This is a genomic window from Amycolatopsis iheyensis, assembly GCF_024703995.1.
Lineage (GTDB): Bacteria > Actinomycetota > Actinomycetes > Mycobacteriales > Pseudonocardiaceae > Amycolatopsis > Amycolatopsis iheyensis.
On the sequence record NZ_JAMXQV010000049.1, the window covers coordinates 1 to 18,935 of the forward strand.

Annotated in this window: 15 protein-coding genes; 8 read left to right on the forward strand and 7 right to left on the reverse strand. The window is 69.9% G+C overall.

All coding sequences use genetic code 11. The annotated features are described in order from the left end of the window. A partial coding sequence (locus M8542_RS48060) for a DEAD/DEAH box helicase (RefSeq protein ID WP_257927137.1) occupies positions 1-1,470 on the reverse strand: 1,470 nt, incomplete at its 3' end. A 277-nt stretch (positions 1,471-1,747) separates the two neighbouring features. Between M8542_RS48060 and M8542_RS48065 the strand changes: the two genes are divergently transcribed. Genes M8542_RS48065 through M8542_RS48085 form a run of 5 tightly spaced genes read left to right on the forward strand, consistent with a single transcriptional unit; the run spans position 1,748 to position 5,494 of the window. Continuing rightward, entirely contained in the window at positions 1,748-3,454 is a 1,707-nt protein-coding gene (locus tag M8542_RS48065; RefSeq protein ID WP_257927138.1) for an acyl-CoA dehydrogenase family protein, read from the forward strand. After that, on the forward strand, positions 3,454-3,900 hold the full coding sequence (locus tag M8542_RS48070; RefSeq protein ID WP_257927139.1) for a nitroreductase family deazaflavin-dependent oxidoreductase: 447 nt from the start codon (positions 3,454-3,456) through the stop codon (positions 3,898-3,900). Before M8542_RS48065 ends, M8542_RS48070 begins: the two co-directional genes overlap by 1 nt. Continuing rightward, complete coding sequence (locus M8542_RS48075; RefSeq protein ID WP_257927140.1) at positions 3,897-4,667, forward strand: 2-keto-4-pentenoate hydratase; 771 nt, start codon at positions 3,897-3,899, stop codon at positions 4,665-4,667. The genes M8542_RS48070 and M8542_RS48075 overlap by 4 nt, the downstream gene beginning before the upstream one ends. A 52-nt stretch (positions 4,668-4,719) precedes the next feature. Continuing rightward, entirely contained in the window at positions 4,720-5,082 is a 363-nt protein-coding gene (locus M8542_RS48080) for a VOC family protein (protein ID WP_257927141.1), read from the forward strand. 4 nt (positions 5,083-5,086) lie between these two features. Beyond that, positions 5,087-5,494: a hypothetical protein gene (locus tag M8542_RS48085; protein ID WP_257927142.1), complete on the forward strand. Its 408-nt coding sequence runs from the start codon at positions 5,087-5,089 to the stop codon at positions 5,492-5,494. Here the strand turns inward: M8542_RS48085 and M8542_RS48090 are convergent. Continuing rightward, positions 5,430-6,374 (reverse strand): AraC-like ligand-binding domain-containing protein, encoded by a 945-nt coding sequence (locus tag M8542_RS48090; RefSeq protein ID WP_257927143.1) that lies wholly within the window; start codon positions 6,372-6,374, stop codon positions 5,430-5,432. The genes M8542_RS48085 and M8542_RS48090 overlap by 65 nt on opposite strands. 116 nt (positions 6,375-6,490) lie before the next feature. Here M8542_RS48090 and M8542_RS48095 point away from each other — a divergent pair, with 116 nt between their 5' ends. Next, on the forward strand, positions 6,491-7,945 hold the full coding sequence (locus tag M8542_RS48095) for a benzaldehyde dehydrogenase (RefSeq protein WP_257927144.1): 1,455 nt from the start codon (positions 6,491-6,493) through the stop codon (positions 7,943-7,945). A 4-nt stretch (positions 7,946-7,949) separates the two neighbouring features. Here M8542_RS48095 and M8542_RS48100 read toward each other — a convergent pair whose 3' ends face one another. From M8542_RS48100 to M8542_RS48115, 4 genes are all read right to left on the reverse strand, one after another. After that, on the reverse strand, positions 7,950-9,161 hold the full coding sequence (locus tag M8542_RS48100; RefSeq protein ID WP_257927145.1) for a hypothetical protein: 1,212 nt from the start codon (positions 9,159-9,161) through the stop codon (positions 7,950-7,952). Next, entirely contained in the window at positions 9,158-10,837 is a 1,680-nt protein-coding gene (locus tag M8542_RS48105; protein ID WP_257927146.1) for a hypothetical protein, read from the reverse strand. Before M8542_RS48105 ends, M8542_RS48100 begins: the two co-directional genes overlap by 4 nt. Positions 10,838-10,851: 14 nt before the next feature. Beyond that, a complete protein-coding gene (locus tag M8542_RS48110) occupies positions 10,852-12,924 on the reverse strand; it encodes an NB-ARC domain-containing protein (protein ID WP_257927147.1) in 2,073 nt (690 codons plus the stop codon). A gap of 234 nt (positions 12,925-13,158) precedes the next feature. After that, on the reverse strand, positions 13,159-15,540 hold the full coding sequence (locus tag M8542_RS48115) for a Tex family protein (RefSeq protein ID WP_257927148.1): 2,382 nt from the start codon (positions 15,538-15,540) through the stop codon (positions 13,159-13,161). Between the two features lie 145 nt (positions 15,541-15,685). Here M8542_RS48115 and M8542_RS48120 point away from each other — a divergent pair, with 145 nt between their 5' ends. Then, on the forward strand, positions 15,686-17,170 hold the full coding sequence (locus M8542_RS48120; RefSeq protein ID WP_257927149.1) for a chitinase: 1,485 nt from the start codon (positions 15,686-15,688) through the stop codon (positions 17,168-17,170). A 51-nt stretch (positions 17,171-17,221) separates the two neighbouring features. Here the strand turns inward: M8542_RS48120 and M8542_RS48125 are convergent, their stop codons facing one another. Next, positions 17,222-18,358: an epoxide hydrolase family protein gene (locus M8542_RS48125; RefSeq protein WP_257927150.1), complete on the reverse strand. Its 1,137-nt coding sequence runs from the start codon at positions 18,356-18,358 to the stop codon at positions 17,222-17,224. Between the two features lie 61 nt (positions 18,359-18,419). Between M8542_RS48125 and M8542_RS48130 the strand changes: the two genes are divergently transcribed. Further along, positions 18,420-18,932 (forward strand): CGNR zinc finger domain-containing protein, encoded by a 513-nt coding sequence (locus M8542_RS48130; protein ID WP_257927151.1) that lies wholly within the window; start codon positions 18,420-18,422, stop codon positions 18,930-18,932. Positions 18,933-18,935: the final 3 nt, after the last annotated feature.

The window sequence follows — 18,935 nt, forward strand, 5'->3', positions numbered from 1 at the left end:
CCCGCCCGAGCGGCGCGAGCCGCCCGAAGCCGCGCCGGAGCGGGCCGAGCCGCCGGTCGCGGGCGCGCCCGAGCGGCGCGAGCCTCCCGAAGCGCCCGAGCCACCCGAGCCTCCCGACCGGCGGCCTCCGCCGGAAACCTGCTCCTCGCGCAGCGCCTGGCCGTTCGCCCGGGAGCGCTGGCCGCCGCGGTTCTCCTTCGGTGTTGCCGGGCCGCCGCGGCGGCCGCGGCCGGAACCCGGCGCCGCGCCCGAGGCCGTGACCTTCTTCGGGCGGTTGTCCACCGGGGGCCGCTTCGGGGACGCCGTGAACGAACGCTCGCCCGGGGCCAGCTCCGCCAGCAGCGGGTGACCCGGGCCGAGCTGGGTCGTCGTCGGCTTGATGCCCGCCTTGCGCGTCAGGTCACGCACGTCGCGGACCTGCGCGTCCGTCATCAGCGTCACCACGGTGCCCGACGCCCCGGCGCGCGCCGTGCGGCCCGAGCGGTGCAGGTACGCCTTGTGCTCCACCGGCGGGTCCGCGTGGATGACCAGCCGGACGTCGTCGACGTGGATGCCCCGCGCCGCGATGTCGGTCGCCACCAGAGTGCGAGCCGCCCCCGAAGAGAACGCCTCCAGGTTGCGCGTGCGCGCGTTCTGGCCCAGGTTGCCGTGCAGCTCCACCGCCGGGACGCCCGCGGCCAGCAGCTTCCGCGTCAGCGCCTTCGCGCGGCTCTTCGTCCGGGTGAACACCAGGGTGCGGCCCGGCGCCGCGGTCAGGTCGACCAGCACCGGCAGCCGGTGGGTCTCCTCCAGGTGCAGGACGTGGTGCTCCATCGTCGACACCGGCGACTGCGCCGAGTCGACGCTGTGCGTGACCGGGTCGTCCATGAAGCGCTTGACCAGCACGTCGACGCCGTTGTCCAGCGTCGCGGAGAACAGCAGCCGCTGCCCGCGAGACGGCGTCGCGTCCATGATCCGCCGCACCTCGGGCAGGAAGCCCAGGTCGGCCATGTGGTCGGCCTCGTCGAGCACGGTGATCTCGACGGCGTCGAGCTTCACGTGCCCGGAGCGCATGTGGTCGGCGAGCCGGCCGGGGCAGGCGACGACGATGTCGACGCCGTCACGCAGCCGGGTGATCTGCGGGTTCGCGCTGACGCCGCCGAAGATGGTCGTCGCGCGCAGGCCCAGCGGCTTCGCCAGCGGCAGGATCGACGCCTCGATCTGCGTCGCGAGCTCGCGGGTCGGCGCCAGGATCAGCGCGCGGGGACGGCCCGGCTTGCGCCGCGTCGGGCCCGCCGCGAGGCGCGCCAGCACGGGCAGGACGAAGCCGTAGGTCTTGCCGGAGCCGGTCCGGCCGCGGCCGAGCACGTCGCGCCCGGCGAGGGTGTGCGGCAGGGTCGCCGCCTGGATCGGGAAGGGCTCGGTGACGCCCTGGGCGGCCAGCGCGTCCACGAGGGTGGTGGGCAGGCCGAGTTCAGCGAAAGTGCTCATAAGTGCATGCGGGCGCGCTCGGCGCCCTGATCTCCGTTACCTGAGAAGGGCCGCTCGAGGCACTCATTACCGCCGAGAGCGGGGCTAACGCTGTCCTGCCCGGCGCAGACCGGTCGTTCGGCCGCGGCGCGTGGTAGTCGACAACAGCAGCGGGCCGAGGCAGAACTGAGCGGCCCGCATAATCAGTGTACCAATGAGAGTGACGTGGCCCCAGTGAGATTGCCCGCACTCGCGCGGCCTTGCTAAGTTACCGGTCGGTAATCGAGGAGGCTCACCCATGCTGCTGAACCCGCGCGAGTACGACCCGGCACACTTCGACGCCGAGACCCGGCGCCTGCTGCGCGCCACCATCGACTGGTTCGAGCAGCGCGGCAAGGCGAAGCTGACCGAGGACTACCACAACCGCACCTTCTACGCGGACTTCCTCGAGTTCGCGGGCAAGGAAGGCCTGTTCTCGACCTTCCTGACGCCGGCCGCCAACGCCGACGGCAACCCGGACAAGCGCTGGGACACCGCCCGCGTCGCCGCGCTGTCGGAGATCCTCGGGTTCTACGGCCTCAACTACTGGTACCCGTGGCAGGTCACGATCCTCGGCCTCGGCCCGGTGTGGCAGAGCGGCAACGACGTCGCCCGCAAGCGCGCCGCCGACGCCCTCGACGCCGGTGGCGTCGGCGCGTTCGGACTGTCCGAAAAGGACCACGGTGCCGACATCTACTCCTCCGACCTGGTGCTCACCAAGGACGGCGACGGCTACCGCGCCACCGGCTCGAAGTACTACATCGGCAACGGCAACTGCGCGCGCACGGTGTCGGTCTTCGGCCGCGTCGACGGCGTCGAGGGCCCGGACCAGTACGTCTTCTTCTACGCCGACTCCGAGCACCCGAACTACCACGTGGTCAAGAACGTCGTGCCGTCGCAGATGTACGTCGCCGAGTTCCGGCTCGAGGACTACCCGGTGGCCGCCGAGGACATCCTGCACGTCGGCGCCGAAGCCTTCAGCGCCGCGCTGAACACGGTCAACATCGGCAAGTTCAACCTCTGCTTCGGCGGCATCGGCATGGCGACGCACTCGTTGTACGAAGCCATCACGCACGCGCACAACCGGGTCCTCTACGGAAACCCGGTGACGGACTTCCCGCACGTGCGCCGCGAGTTCGTCGAGGCCTACGCGCGGCTGACCGCGATGAAGCTGTTCTCCGACCGCGCCGTCGACTACTTCCGCAGCGCGAACCCGGACGACCGCCGCTACCTGCTGTTCAACCCGATCACCAAGATGAAGGTGACCACCGAGGCGCAGAAGGTGATCGGCCTGGTCGCGGACGTCGTCGCCGCGAAGGGCTTCGAAGCCGACACGTACCTGGCGATGTCGAAGAACGACATCGACGGCCTGCCGAAGCTCGAAGGCACGGTGGCGGTGAACCTCGCGCTGATCGCGAAGTTCATGCCCGCGTACCTGTTCGCGCCGCAGGAGTACGCGCCGGTCGGCACCCGCACCGACGCCGCGGACGACGAGTTCCTCTTCCGCCAGGGCCCCGCGCGCGGCCTGTCGAAGGTCCGGTTCCACGACTGGAAGACCGCCTACGCGCAAGCCGCGCACATCCCGAACGTCGCGCTGTTCACCGAGCAGGCCGGCCACCTGGTCGAGCTGCTCACCGAGGCCGCGCCGGACGAGGCGCAGCAGAAGGACCTCGACTTCGGCCTCGCGCTGACCGAGCTGTTCACGCTGATCGTCTACGGGCAGCTCGTCCTGGAGCAGGCCGGGATCACCGGCCTGGACGCCGAGGTCGTCGACCAGATCTTCGCCGTGCTGGTGCAGGACTTCAGCGCCGCGGCGGTGGACCTGAACGGCAAGGCGAGCTCGACCGAGGCCCAGCAGGCGATCGCGCTGGCCGCGCTGCGCAAGCCGGTGGTGGACGCCGAGCGCTTCGAGAACGTCTGGGCGCGCGTGCGGGCGCTTTCCGGCGTCTACGCCATGCAGCCGTGATGGCCAGGGAGTACCGGCTCGGCGTGACGCGGAAGGCCGCGAACGTCCTCGTGCGGGCGTTGCTGGCCCGTGGGCTCCCGATCACGGGCGGCACCGGGTTCCTGCTGACCACACGCGGGCGCAAGAGCGGCGTGGACCGGACCACTCCGGTCAACGTCCTCGAAGTCGACGGCGACCGATGGCTCGTCTCGCCGTACGGCCGGGTCGGCTGGGTGCACAATCTGCGTGCCGACGCCACCGCCCGGCTGTGGCGCGGCCGCCGGCGCGAGACGTGGGAGGTCGAGGAGGCCGACGCCGCCACGGCCGGTCGCATCCTGCGCGTGTACGTCCGCAAGATCCCCGTGACGGCGCCGTTCTTCGACGCGAAGCTCGGCGACCCCGCCGACGTCTTCGCGGCGGAAGCCGATCGACACCCGGTCTTCCGGTTGGCAAGATCACGGGCGTGAAGCGAGAGCGGGCAGCGGAGCTGATCTGGGACGCGTGGCTGACGGGCAAGCGGCTGGACGGGCTCCCGGAGGACGCCCGCCCGCGCGACGCGGTCGAAGGCATGGCGGCGCAGACCGCGCTCGCCGAGCTGGCCGGGCCGGTGTCCGGCTGGAAGATCGCCGCGACCACCGCCTACGCCCGCCAGTACCTCGACGTCCCCGGCCCGCTGCCCGGCGTGATGTTCGAGCGGTTCCGCCACGTCGAGGGCGAGCCGGTGCCGGCCGACACCATGACCATGGGCGTCGCCGAACCCGAGTTCGCCTTCCGGCTGAAGGCCGATCCCGGGCCGTCGCCGTCGCTGCGCGCGGTGCTCGACGCGGTCGACACGATGTTCCTCGCGGTGGAGCTGCCGGACAGCCGCTACACCGACCACCAGCACGCGGGCGGCCCGCAGCTGCTGGCCGACGTCGCGTGTGCGGGCCGGTTCGTCGAAGGCCGGGCGGTGCCGGGCTGGCGCGACCTCGACCTGCCGCGCCAGGCCGTGGTCCTGCACGCCGACGGCGAGGAGTTCGCCCGCGGCAGCGGCAGCCTGGTGCTCGGCGACCCGAGGCTGGCGCTGCACTGGCTGGCGATGGAGCTGTCCCGCCACGGCCTGGCCCTGAAACCGGGCGACGTCGTCACCACGGGCACGGCGACCTCGCCGTGCCCGATCCACGCGGGCGGCCACGTCGTCGCCGACTTCGGCGCGCTCGGCAGCGTGGAAGTGCGGTTCGCGGGGGGAGGGTGATTCGGGGGCTATCGTGGACGCGGTCCGCCAAGGCGCTCCCGAGGAGGAACCCATGCTGGGACCGATCGGGCAGGTGTCGCGGACCGTCGCCGACCTAGGCCGTGCGAAGGAGTTCTACGGTGACGTGCTCGGCCTGGAGCACCTCTACACCTTCGGCGACCTGGCGTTCTTCGACTGCGACGGCGTCCGGCTGTTCCTGACCGCCGGCGAGCCGAAGGGCGCCGAATCGGTGCTGTACTTCCGCGTCCCGGACATCGACACCGCCTACGACGACCTGCGGTCGCGTGGCGTGGAGTTCCTCGGCGCGCCGCACCTGATCTTCCGGCACGAGTCCGGCGTCGAGGAGTGGATGGCGTTCTTCACCGACCCCGACGGCCACGCCACCGCGATCATGAGCCAGGTCTCGCTAGAGTGACCGGGTGCTGACGTTCCGTGCCGGGTTTCTGGCGCTCGCGCTGGCGGTGGCCGCGCTCGACGCCGGGTTCTGGTGGTCGACCCAGGGCCGGCCGACCGCGCGGATCGGGTTCCTGGTCGCGTTCGTGCTGGTCCTGGCCCTGCTCGCCGCGGCGGCCGGCCTGGTCCGGTGGGAGGTCGCGGCGCCGCTGGGCGCGGCCTCGACGTCGGGCCTCTTCTTCGTCGGCGCGATGGCGATCTTCAGCGTCGGCTTCGGGTTCCTGCTGACCGCCGTCGTGGAGGCGGCGCTCGTGCGGCGGCTGGTGCTGGACCTGTCCCCGGTGGGCTGGCGCGGCGGGAACTGGCTGATCAGCTCGGCGGCGGCGGTGGTTCCGGTGGCGCTGTTCGAGGCCGGCCTGGTCGCGCTCCGCTGACCCGGAACGCCGACGGGCTCTCGCCGAATTCGGCCCGGAAGGCGCGGCTGAAGTGCGCGGCGTCGACGAAACACCACCGCGCGGCGATCGCCGCGACGCTCCGGTTGGCGAGCAGCGGGTCTCGCAGGTCGCGGCGGACGGCGTCGAGGCGCAGCCGCCGGATGTGCTCGGCGACCGTCACCGGTTCGCCTTCGAAGAGCCGGCTGAGCGTGCGCGGCGACATGCCGTGCGCGGCCGCGATGCTCGCGCGCGAGAGCCGCGGGTCCGCCAGGTGCCGCTCGACGTAGGTGAGCACGCGTTCGCGCAGGACGTCCGGGACGTCGTCGACGCCGATCCGGTCGCTGAGCGTCCCGGCGAGGAGGCTGATCCCGGCGTCGCCGAGGCGGGCCGCCGACGGGTCGTGGAGGTGGGCGCCCTGCGCGACCGACGCCGTCACGAAGTCGGCGAACACCGCACCGGGCCCGGTCGCGGCCGGGAAGGCGTGTTCCATGGCGCGGCCGACCGGGAGGCGCAGGACCTCGCGCGGGAAGGCCATCACCGCGGACGTCCATTCGTCCTCGAGCCGCAGCGCGTACGGGCGGCCGGTGTCGTAGAGCGCGAGCTGCCCGGGTTCGACGACGATCTCGCGGTCGTCCTGCACGACGGTCGCCCGGCCGCGGACCTGGACGCACACCTTGAGCAGGTCGGACGGCGCGCGCCGGACGGTGGCGGCGGACCGGCGGACGACCTGCGGCGTGCCCGAGACGGTGAAGACGTGGACGTCGCCGAGCGGGGTCGCGATGACTTCGCCGGCGGGTTCGGAGGCGTCGAGGTGCTCGGGGAACAGGTCCCTGAAGGCGCCGCCCAACCGGGCTCGCCAGGCTTCGCCGTGGTGGTACACGGGCGCCTCCGGTCGTCGCTGACTCGATCAGGCTAACACCGTGACCCGCGGAATCAACGCGGTCGACGGTGCTCCGACCAGGCTGGACGCAACGTTCCGACGATGCGGGAGGAAGCATGCTGGACGACGTCGACTGGCGCGGCAAGATCTTTTCGGGCGGCTGGGTGGCCGCGCACGGCGGGACGCTGCCGGTGACCGAGCCGGCCACGGGCGAGGTGCTGGCGGAGGTCGGCCAGGCGGACGCGCAGGACATCGACAACGCCGTGCAGCAGGCCGCGGCGGCGCAGCCGGCCTGGGCCGAGACGCCCGGCCCGGAGCGCGCGGCGCTGATCCGCCGCGTGGCGCGGCTGCTGGAGGACAACCGCGCGGAGTTCGAGCACTGGCTGGTCCGCGAGGGCGGCGCGATCCCACCGAAGGCGGCGTTCGAGGTCGACCTGGTGCTGGCGGAGCTGTGGGAGGCGGCGGCGCTGCCGACGCAGCCGTGGGGTCATCTGCTGCCGACGAGCGAAGCGGGTCGCGAGAGCATCGCGCGGCGCGTCCCGCTCGGGGTGGTCGGGGTGATCAGCCCGTGGAACTTCCCGCAGATCCTGTCGATGCGGGCGGTGGCGCCGGCGTTGGCGCTGGGCAACGCGGTGGTGCTGAAGCCGGACGTCAACACGGCGGTGGCGGGCGGGACGTTGATCGCGCGTCTCTTCGAAGCGGCTTCGCTGCCCGCGGGTTTGCTGCACGTGCTCGCCGGCGACGCTCCTGCTGGGGCGGCCCTGACGGAGCACCCGGGCGTGGCGGCGATTTCGTTCACGGGCTCGACGGCGGTGGGCCGCCTGGTCGGCGAGGCGGCGGGCCGGACGTTGAAGCGCGTGAGCTTGGAGCTGGGCGGCAACAACGCATTGGTGATCCTGGACGACGCGGACCTGGAGGTGGCGAGCTCGGCGGGCGCGTGGGGCGCGTTCCTGCACCAGGGCCAGGTGTGCATGACGGCGGGGCGCCACATCGTGCTGGACACGGTGGCGGACGAGTACATCGACCGCCTGGCGGCGCGAGCTGCCCAGCTGCCCGTGGGCGACCCGTTCCGCGGCGAGGTCGCCCTGGGCCCGTTGATCAACGCGAAGCAGCTGTCCAATGTGGACCGAATCGTGACGTCGACGGTGTCGGCGGGAGCTTCGGTCCGGGCGGGCGGCAAGTATGCGGACCTGTTCTACGAGCCGACGGTCCTCGCCGACGTCACGACGTCGATGCCGGCGTTCCGCGAGGAGATCTTCGGCCCGGTGGCACCGGTCGTGGTGGTGTCAACGGAGGACGAGGCGGTGGCGGCCGCGAACGACTCGGAGTACGGCCTGGTGGCGGCGATCCAGACGGGTTCGGTGGAGCGTGGCCGGGCCTTCGCCGCGCGGCTGCGGACGGGGATCGTGCACGTGAACGACCAGACGTTGAACAACGACGCGTTCGCGCCGTTCGGCGGGACCGGGGCGTCGGGGAACGGGACGCGGTTCGGTTCGGCGCACAGCTGGGACGAGTTCACGCAGTGGCAGTGGGTGACCCTGCGGGAGCAGGCCCACGGCTTCCCGTTCTGACCTGCTATTGACGTTCGTAACGGTCGAAGTGGTAGGGAAGCCACGTCTCGATGAAGGAGGAAAACGGTACGAGCGCAGGGCAGGCACGCATGCTGAACCCCGAAATCCGCACTGTGCTCGAGAGTGGGCCGCCGAACCGGTCGAACATCGCGACGGCCAGGCTGAAGATGTGACGCCTCTTGGCTGAGACGACTCCCGCGTGCACAGCGCGGGAGTCGAGGGCTGCCGCAGGAAGGCCTCTGCGGATCAGCTCCCCGGCCATGGCCGGGACTACGTTGTTGCAAAGAACGGTGATGAGCTTCGGGTTCGGGGACAACGGTGCGCCTGGCCCGGTCCTGCCGACGAACGCCTCAGTGAACGGCAGCAGGACCCGCGGTGTTCCCCACGCGCTCAGCAGCTCGGCGAGCGGTTTCGCCGAGGAAGCAGTGAAGTGCAGGTGGGCGGCCAGCATCGCTGACCGCAGGCGTGGGAGCGCCACCAGATCTCCTGCCACCTCGTATTCCTTCGTCGTGAAGGGGTACTTGCCGAGCATGTACAGCGTGGAAAACTCCCGGGCTTCGGCCGTGGTGAGGAGCACCGGCGAGCTGTCGGTGCGGCCGCGGGACGGCAACTGCTCCACCTGGCGCCTCCGGGGCGTCGGCGATCCGGCCGTTTCGTGGAAGGCCCGCAGCAGATCGGCTGCCCGCAGGACAGAGCTGGCTCGTCCCCGGCTTCGTTCGCTGATGAGCCCCTCCCAGCCCTGCGCCAACAGGCTCATGGCCTGGCGGCAGGCTCGAGCGGGACCGGTGCCCGTGGAAACCGAAAACTCGTCGATGGTGCGCAGCAGGTAGTCCGCCGGCGAATGCGGGGTAATGGCGCCTCGCGCTCGCGCGAGCGCCGCTTCTTCGCTTCGGGAGGGGTCGACTGCGAAGTACTCGTCCAATGTTCGATGGCCGGCCGCACCGAAAGACACGGCGGTTGTCCGGGCCCGTTCGGCTGCTTCCCAGTACACGGCCCGGAGTTGCGACTCGGTGAGCTCCCCGAATTCGTGGTGCGCACCGGCGGAGGTGGACCACGCCACTTCTTCGGTCACGAGGGCACGGACGAACCGGTCGTTCGCGCGAAGACGTTCCCGAGGAGGACTGCGGAACTTGAGCTCGGAGGAGATCTTCGCAGTCTGGGCTTCTTCGTTCACCCACAGCAGGTACTCGTTGAGCTCACCGTGGTCCAAGGTCATGCGTGCTCGACCGCAGGGCTGTCCGCGACAAGAGCTAGATACTGTCGGCGGAGCCGCGCGGCGAGCCGCCAGCCGGCATCGCCGAGGGCGAACCAGCCCGCCCCCAACGCGGCAGCGAGCAGGGCGAACGCGGTCGCGGTGAGCACGCTGTCCGGGTCTGTGCCGTCAAGCCAGCTCACGGTGATCTCGAGGTCTCCGACGAAGGGGGACAACGACCCGATGACCACCTCGTCCGCCGAGCCAGGGAACTCATCGCCGATGCCGGATGGCGTTGCTCCGGACAATGGTGCCTTGGACAGCATGTAGCCGAGTTCGAGGATGCTGGTGTGAAGATCCGCGACGACGGTGCCAGTCGCCGGTCGGTCGGATGCGCCGGCGGCGCGCGATGAGTACACGTCTGCCGTCCTGACGACCTTCGAGACGTTGTCGGAGGACATCTCCCGGATCCAGATCCGCGCCCGCCTTCTCCGGGTCTCCCGCAGATCGGAAAAGAACGGCATATTGAGCGGACCTTGCAGGTCGTGCAGCAGGCGTTGAACTAGCCAATCGTGCGTGGCGCCGACCCGGTCCGGGTACTGGGCCATCCTCGACGACCGCAGCCCGTTGAGCGTCACACCCCGGTGCTGCCGTGCGTACCAGTCGTCGCGCGCCGGGCCTGTCAGCAGGTGCCGACGGGCGTCCACGACGAGCTCCGGCTGTTCTATCAGCCGGTCCATTGCGGCAGTGAGGTGATCCTTTTCGGCGGCCACGGCCGCCATGAATGCTTCTCGCGAGCCGCCTGTGAGGAGAAATCGGTGGAGGGGCGAGAAAGGAGACTCCGTCGAGTTCAGGAGCTCGGCGCCATCGTCGACTCGGTGGAAGGTCGCCATCAATGAACTTCTGGGCGACCCCGCCGCCGTCCGATAGCGATGATGGACCACCCGGCTTGCCGCGAAGATCGTGCTGCACGGCATGTCGAGACCCGCCAGATGCACCACGGCGGGTTCGGCCTCGCCAAGGATCGCGGCTTGAACTTCGAGTACTTCGTCGACTCGCGCCCCGGTCGGGAAGATGCAGGCATCTTCATCGCTCCAGACGGATCCGTCCGATTCCACGAAGCAGTTCCTGAACAGCTTGTTCGTGCCCGGCAGATAAGTCAGCCCCTGGCCGGAAGGGCCTTCTGCCGTACCGAGGGTCCAGGTGGCGACCACCTTGTACTCGTCGATGAACGGACTGTTGTCCAGGTGCAGCGTGTTGTCGCGAGCGACGACATCCAGGGGCTGAGTGTCCTTCGATCGCAGATCGATGATCTTGACCGGGCCACCCAGCGCGTACGCGACTAGCACGACGTAAAGAGGATGTGCGATGGTTTCCCAGAGGCCCGGACTTCTCATCAGCGGTGTCGACGAGGTGATGTTCAGGTAGCTGTGCAGTGGGCCCCGGCTCCCCATGGCCCGCATCTCGCCGTCGTACACCCGCCGGAACCGATCGAAGTCTGCCGGCGGCGTGAGGCCGGTCAAACTGACGGCGCCCTCTGCGGCGATGGTCCGGCTCAATGCAATCAAGGACCGGCCCGGGACGAGGCCGGACAGTTCCCGGCGAAAGTCCTCATCCGCACCGCGGCGAGCTAGCTGGCGGTACGACCGCGACGCGGCCAGCTGGTCTGACGGCACGAGTGGGGTATGACGCAGGGACATCCGCCGTCACCATCTCATCTCGAAGCGTCCATGTCGATGAAGTGGTCGAGTTCGACCAGCGCGCGGTGGACCTCAGCGACGGAGCTCTCGTCTCCCGCCAGCCGGTAGGCATCTTCGAGCTGTTGCAGGATCACGCGAACCGAGCGCGAGTTGCCCAGCGCTTCTTCGGCTCGCCACGCGCGCTCGAGCCAGGTGCAGCCGGTCTCGAGGTTCCCGGATCGCACGCCGATCGTGCCGAGGACGCGCAAGGCGAGCGCGCGACCGTAAGCGTTGGCTTCCTCTTCGCAGATCGCCAGGCTCCGCACACCCAGGGTTTCCGCCCAGACGAAGTGACCCAGCTCGACGAGGGCACGAGCCGCGTCGTACAGCCCACGTGCTTCGCGAACAGTGTTTCCGCGCCGCCGGGATTCCTTCGCGGCGAGGAATCCCCACCGGAGGGCTTCGCGGGCTTCGCCGGAGCGAAGGCACAGTTCGGCCATGGCGTGCTGGGTAGACGCCGCCTGACTGGTATCACCCTGCGACGTTTCCCGTTTCAGTGCCGCGAGAAGCTCTTCCTTCGCCCGGCTGAGCTGACCGACGTCGGCAAGCGCCCGGCCCAAGCCACGGCGGCTCTGGGCCTCCATCGGCGGATCGCCTTCGACCGCAGCCCGGAGCGCGCGTTCTTGGACTGCGAGCGTCTTCGAGACGTCCTGTCGCCAGTAGAGATAGGTGTTGACGCACCACGCGAACCGGGTCGCGAAGGCGTGGTCGCCGGCGTCGAAAGCTTCATCCATCAGGCGAACCATCGATGGCGTGATCGCACTGAACCAGGCGAGCGCTTCCGGAACCGTGAACCTGACTTCGTTCGCGATGGCCTCCGGTACTTCACCCAGGCCGATCGGGTGTCGGTTGGGGTCGATCGTCCGGTCGGCGGCGAAACAGAGCGCGAGATAGGTGGTGCGGATCTGATGGGCGATATCGGTCAGCCGGCCGTCGTCGAGCACCTGCCCGCGCGTCTCGGTCAGGTACGCCCGGATGATGTCATGCATCCGGTAGTGTCCAGGGCGGACCTCGTCGATCAAAGAAACGAGGCTGAGAGCGCGGAGGAACCGGTCGCAGGTGTACTCGTCGTGACCGAGGACGAGCCGGAGCACGAGGCTGGACAACTCAGTGGTCGGCAGCATCGAGGAGACGTAAAGCACGTACTTCGTCTCGGCGTCGAGGTCCTCGACCGACCACGAGACGACCTTCCCGATTTCTATTCCGAGCTCGGCGTCGTCGATGAACCGCAGCGGGGTGTCGCCCGCTCGGATGCCCTGGAGGACGTCTCCGAGGTCCCAGGTGGTGTGCAGCGCGAGCTTGGCCGCGACGATAGCCAGCGCCAGCGGATGCCCTTCCAGCAGTTCGACGATCCTGGCCGCGGTTCCCGAATCCTTTCCGACGCGAACGAACCCCACCCGTTCCGCGAGAAGCTCGACACCTTCTTCGACGCTGAGGAGTGGTAGTTTCAGGACGTGGGCTTGGTGGTGGACGATCATTTCGGGGATGGCTCGACGGCTCGTGATGATCAGGCTGGCTCCCATGCCGGGGATCAGTTCTTTGATGTCATCGTAGGACGACACGTTGTCGACGATCACGATGGTCCTCTTCCCGGCCGTCGCGCCGCGAAACGCGTTTGCCCAGCCGGCCTCGTCCGAAAGATCGGAACCACCGCTTCCCGCCGCCGCGAGGAAGGCACGCAAGGCGTCCCGGGGCTCGACGTGCGGCGCGTTCGAATAAGCCCGCATGTCAACGAAGAACCGGCCGTCGGGGTATTCGTCGAGCCGCGTGTTCGCCCAGGCCAGGGCCAGGGTCGTCTTGCCGGACCCGGCCAGCCCCCACAGCATGCAGCACCGGGAACTGTCGGGCGCCATGGCGTCGTCCATCGCCTGAAGCAGGTGGGATCGACCGATCAGCCTGCCGATTCCGCCGGGGAGCATGTGAGGCGGGTCCGGGTGGTTCGCCGCCGAGTGGACGTAGATGGGCCCGGATGAGCCCACCTGGAGGAGCTGGTTCGCGGCCAGCCGTTTCGCGATATTGCGCGACGTTTTTTCGTCTTCGGTAGTCAAATGGTGATCCCTCCCGCGCTCGGGGCGAGCGCGGCCGGGCAGCCGTCCTCTGTCACGGATCACCGTCCCTTCCCGAAGAAAGCAGACCAAACCGGGGAGGGCGTGTCAACTTGCCGTTCTTCAGGATTCGCGCCGACGCCGGGCTGTCCGTCAGGCCTTGGTGCTGAGGCGGCGAAACGCCACATCGAGGGATTTCGAGTCCCTCGATGTGGCAGTCATGCCCTCGGGTGAGTCCTACTTGCCGAAGCCGGCCCGCCGCAGCGCGTCGGCCATCGAGCCGCTGCCGCCGGAGCCCGAGTTGCCGCCGCGGTTACCGCCGCCGCCGCGCTGGCCACCGCCGCCGGAACCGCCGCGGCGCTGACCGCCGCCACCTTGACCGCCGCCGCCCTGGCCCCGGTCCCGCTGGCCCCCGCCGCCGCCACGCGAAGAAGCCCCAGGCTCGTCATCCAACCGCAGTGTCAGCGAAATCCGCTTCCGCGGCACATCGACGTCCAAAACCTTGACCTTCACGATGTCCCCGGGCTTCACAACCTCCCGAGGATCCTTCACGAAGTTCTTCGACAGCGCCGAAACATGCGCCAACCCGTCCTGGTGCACCCCGACGTCGATGAACGCACCGAACGCGGCCACGTTCGTCACGACACCCTCGAGCCGCATCCCCGGCTTCAGGTCACCGATCTTGTCGACACCCTCGGCGAACGTCGCCGTCTTGAACGCCGGGCGGGGGTCGCGGCCCGGCTTGTCCAGCTCGGCCAGGATGTCCGTCACCGTCGGGAGGCCGAACGTCTCGTCCACGAACTCGGCCGGCCGCAGCGACGACAGCGTTCGCGTGTTGCCGATCAGCGCGCGCAGGTCCGTGCCCGTGGCCGACAGGATCCGCCGGACCACCGGGTACGCCTCCGGGTGCACCGAAGACGAGTCGAGCGGGTCGTCGCCGTCCGGGATGCGGAGGAAGCCCGCGCACTGCTCGAATGCCTTGGGGCCGAGGCGCGCGACCTCCTTCAGCGCCGTCCGGGACCGGAACGGGCCGTTCGTGTCGCGGTGGGAAACGATGTTCTCCGCCAGCCCCGTCGTGATGCCCGAAACGCGGGTCAGCAGCGGCGCCGAAGCCGTGTTCACGTCGACGCCGACCGCGTTCACGCAGTCCTCGACCACCGCGTCCAGCGAGCGGGACAGCGAAACCTCGGACAGGTCGTGCTGGTACTGCCCGACGCCGATCGACTTCGGGTCGATCTTCACCAGCTCGGCCAGGGGGTCCTGCAGCCGTCGCGCGATCGAGACCGCGCCGCGCAGTGAGACGTCCATGCCGGGAAGCTCCTGCGACGCGAACGCCGACGCCGAGTACACCGACGCGCCCGCCTCGGACACGACCGCCTTCGTCAGGTTCAACGCGGGGTGCTTCTTGATCAGCTCCTGCGCGAGCTTGTCCGTCTCGCGCGACGCCGTTCCGTTGCCGATCGAGATCAGGTCGACCTTGTGGCGCGCCGCCAGCGCGGCCAGCTCGGCGATCGACTGGTCCCACTTGTTCGCCGGCTGGTGCGGGTAGATGACGTGGGTGTCGACGACCTTGCCGGTCGCGTCCACCACGGCCACCTTGACGCCGGTCCGGAAGCCCGGGTCGAGGCCCATCGTGGCGCGGGTGCCGGCCGGCGCGGCCAGCAGCAGGTCGCGCAGGTTCGCCGCGAACACGCGCACGGCGTCGTCCTCGGCCGCCTGGCGCAGCCGCATCCGCAGGTCGATGCCCAGGTGCAGGAGGATCTTGGTGCGCCACGCCCAGCGCACGGTGTCGCCGAGCCACTTGTCGCCGGCGCGGCCCTGCTGGGTGATGCCGAACTTCGCGGCGATGCGCGCCTCGTACTCCGTCGGCCCGACCTGCGGCTCGTCGGTGGGCTCCTCGGGCGCCATCGTGAGGTCGAGGACCTCCTCCTTCTCGCCGCGCAGCATCGCGAGGATCCGGTGCGAGGGGAGCTTGGTGTAGGGCTCGGAGAAGTCGAAGTAGTCCGAGAACTTGGCGCCCTCGTCCTCCTTGCCCGAGCGGACCTTGGCGACCAGGTGACCCTGGCCCCACATCTTCTCCCGCAGGTCACCGATGAGGTCGGCGTCCTCGGCGAAGCGCTCGACGAGGATCGCGCGGGCGCCGTCGAGGGCCGCCTGGGCGTCCGCGACGCCCTTGTCCGCGTCGACGAACACCGCGGCCGCCGCCTGCGGGTCCGTCGTCGGGTCGGTCAGCAGGCCGTCGGCCAGCGGCTCGAGACCCGCTTCGCGCGCGATCATGGCCTTCGTGCGGCGCTTCGGCTTGTAGGGGAGGTAGATGTCCTCCAGCCGCGACTTCGTGTCCGCGGCGAGGATCGACGCCTCGAGGGCGTCGTCGAGCTTGCCCTGGCTCCGGATGGACTCGAGCACGGCCAGCCGGCGCTCGTCGAGCTCCCGCAGGTAGCGCAGCCGCTCCTCGAGCGTGCGCAGCTGCGCGTCGTCGAGCATGCCGGTGACTTCCTTGCGGTAGCGCGCGATGAACGGCACGGTCGACCCGCCGTCGAGCAGGTCGACGGCGGCCTTGACCTGTCCTTCGCGCACGCCCAGTTCTTCGGCGATCTTCTGCTCGACCGACACGCTCACTGCAACACGCTCCTGCTTCGCCTGGTTCCGATCGTCTCATTCTGCCGTTTCGGCCACCCCGACTTTCGGATGGGGCTCCTTGACAATCAGATTGGTCTAGTCCATTTTGTGGTGACCTGCCTCACCACCGTCGTGGAGGTCGCCCGTGGTCCCCAAGGTTCGCTTGGCTCTGCTTTCCTTACTTTCCGTGGTCACACTGAGTCTCGGTGTGACGTTCGTGCTCGCCGGCAGCGCTTCGGCGGCGAACATCCTGGCCAACCCCGGCTTCGAGGCCGGCACCACGGGCTGGACGTGCACCGCGGTGCCGACCGCCGTGAGCACCCCGGTCCACAGCGGGAGCCGCGCCCTGAGCGCGACGCCGACGTCTTCGGACAACGCCCAGTGCTCGCAGACGCTCACCGTCTCGCCGAACACCGCGTACAAGCTGTCGGCCTGGGTCCAGGGCAGCTACGTCTACCTGGGCGTTTCCGGCTCGGCGACGACCAGCACGTGGACGCCGGGCACCAGCGGCTACTCGCAGCTGTCCCTGAGCTTCACGACCGGCTCGAGCACGTCGCTGACGGTGTACCTGCACGGCTGGTACGGCCAGCCGACCTACTACGCCGACGACGTCAACCTCGACGGGCCGGGCACCCCGCCGCCGACGACACCGACCACGCCCACCACCCCGACGACGCCCACCACGCCGCCGACCACCACCACCCCGCCGACGACGACCACGCCGCCGCCGACCCAGGGTGACCTGCCGAAGCACGTCCTGACCGGCTACTGGCAGAACTTCTACAACGGCGCCAAGGCGCTGAAGCTGGCCGACGTCCCGACGAAGTACAACATCATCGCGGTGTCGTTCGCGGACGCCACGGGCACGCCGGGCGCGGTGAGCTTCACGCTCGACTCCGGCCTGTCTTCGCAGCTCGGCGGCTACACGGACGCGCAGTTCAAGGCCGACATCAAGACGGTCCAAGCGCGCGGCCAGCGGGTCATCATCTCCGTCGGCGGCCAGAACGGCACGATCAGCGTGAGCGACTCGAACTCGGCGAACAACTTCGCGAACTCGATCAAGTCGCTGATCTCGAACTACGGCTTCGACGGCGTCGACATCGACCTCGAGAACGGCATCAACGCCACCTACATGGGCCAGGCGCTGCGCAGCATCTACAACGGCGGCGGCAAGGTCATCACGATGGCGCCGCAGACGATCGACATGCAGTCCACCCAGGGTGGCTACTTCCAGCTGGCGCTGGGTATCAAGGACATCCTGACGGTCGTCAACATGCAGTACTACAACTCCGGCACGATGCTCGGCTGCAACGGCAGCGTGTACGCGCAGGGCACGGTCGACTTCCTGACGGCGCTCGCCTGCATCCAGCTGCAGGGCGGCCTGCGGGCGGACCAGGTCGGCCTCGGCCTCCCGGCGTCGTCCCAGGCGGCGGGCGGCGGCTACCAGGCGCCGTCGAACACGGTGTCGGCGCTGAACTGCCTGGCGAAGGGGACGTCGTGCGGCAGCTTCAAGCCGTCGGCGACGTACCCGGCCATCCGCGGCGCGATGACGTGGTCGATCAACTGGGACGCGTCGAACGGCTACGCGTTCGCCAACACGGTCTCGGCCGGCCTCGCCGGCCTGCCGTGACGTGGTGAAACGGCCCTCCCGGACGCGCGGTCCGGGAGGGCCGTTTCGCGTTCAGCGGTAGGGGCGGAAGAACTCACGCAGCTCCGCCGCGTACAGCTCGGGCTCCTCGAACGGCGCGAAGTGGCCGCCGCGCTCGTGCTCGGTGACCCGCACGACGTTCGACGTCCGCTCCAGCCACGCCCGCGGCGGCGGCAGGATGTCGCCGGGGAACAGCGAGAAGCCGGACGGTGTCTCGACGCGCTCGGTGCTGCGCGCGGGTGGGATCGCGGCGTTCGCGCGGTACATCCGCATCGACGAGCCGATCGTCCCGGTGAGCCAGTAGAGCGTCACGTTGGTGAGGATCTCGTCCTTCGTGAAGCTCCGCTCGATGTCACCCCCGCAGTCGCTCCACGTCCGCATCTTCTCGACGATCCACGCGGCCAGCCCGGCCGGCGAGTCGGTCAGCCCGAACGCGGCGGTCTGCGGCTTCGTGACGTGGATCCCCAGGTAGGCGCCTTCGGTCGCGCGCCAGGCCGGCCACGCGGCCAGCCAGTCGCGCTCTTCCGGCGTGAGGTCCGCCGGATCGCCGGTGAAGACCGGCGCGACCGCGTCCGTCCGGTGCAGCGCCACCACCCGCCCGGGGTGGTCGAGCGCGAGGAAGCGGCCGACGTGGCTGCCGATGTCCCCGCCCGCCGCGCCGAACCGGTCGTAGCCGAGCGTGCCCATCAGCTCGGCCCACATCCCGGCGACGGTCACCGAGTCGACCGGCGTGCGGTCCGAATACCCGAAGCCCGGCATGTCCGGCACGACCACGTCGAACGCGTCGGCGGGATCGGCGCCGTGCGCGCCCGGGTCGGTCAGCAGCGGGATGACCTTCGAGTAGCGCCAGAACGAGTCCGGCCAGCCGTGCGCGAGCACCAGCGGCAGCGCGGTCCCGGTCGCGGCCTTCGCGTGCACGAAGTGGATTCCGACACCGCCCACCGAGGTGCGGAAGCGGGGGAGCCGGGCAAGGGCGGCTTCCTGCGCGGGCCAGTCGAACCCGTCGGCCCAGTAGGCGACCAGTTCGCGGAGGTAGGCGACGTCGGTGCCCTGCGCCCAGCCGGCGTCTTCGGGCTCGTCGGGCCAGCGGGTTGCGCGCAACCGGGCACGCAGGTCCTCGATCGCCGCCGGGGTGGTTTGCGGGGTGAACTGCTCGATGGTGTTCGACACCAGTGAAAGCTATAGCCGGTGTCGGCGTTCGTCAACACCGGTATCGGGCTACACTGGTGTCATGGGTGGTGACCTGACCTTGGTCGAGCAGTTCCTCAACACGCTCGACGAGCGGACTTTCCGCCGGCACGGGCAGCAGCACGTGCCGGCCGACCACCTGACTTCGGTCGAGGATCTGGCCGGTTGGCTCGAGGAGCACAGCCTGGCGGGGCGGCCGCTGTCGCCGGCCGACCTGACCGCCGCCGTCGCCCTGCGCACCGCGCTGCGGGCGGCGCTGTCGGATGACGCGAAAGCCGCGGAGGCCCTGGCGGGCTTTCCGCTGCGGCTGACCCCGGACGCGTCCGGAACGCTGCGGGTCACCGCGGTCAGCGACGTGCCCGGCCTCGACGCGGTGGTCGAGACGGTGGCGTCGAGCGTGGCCGCCGGCGGCTGGCACCGGGTGAAACTGTGCGCGGCGGAGGACTGCCGCTGGGCGTTCTACGACACGTCCCGCAACGGCGGCGGTCGTTGGTGCCACATGGAAGCGTGCGGCAACCGCACCAAGACGCGCACCTACCGCCGCCGCGCGGACTGACCA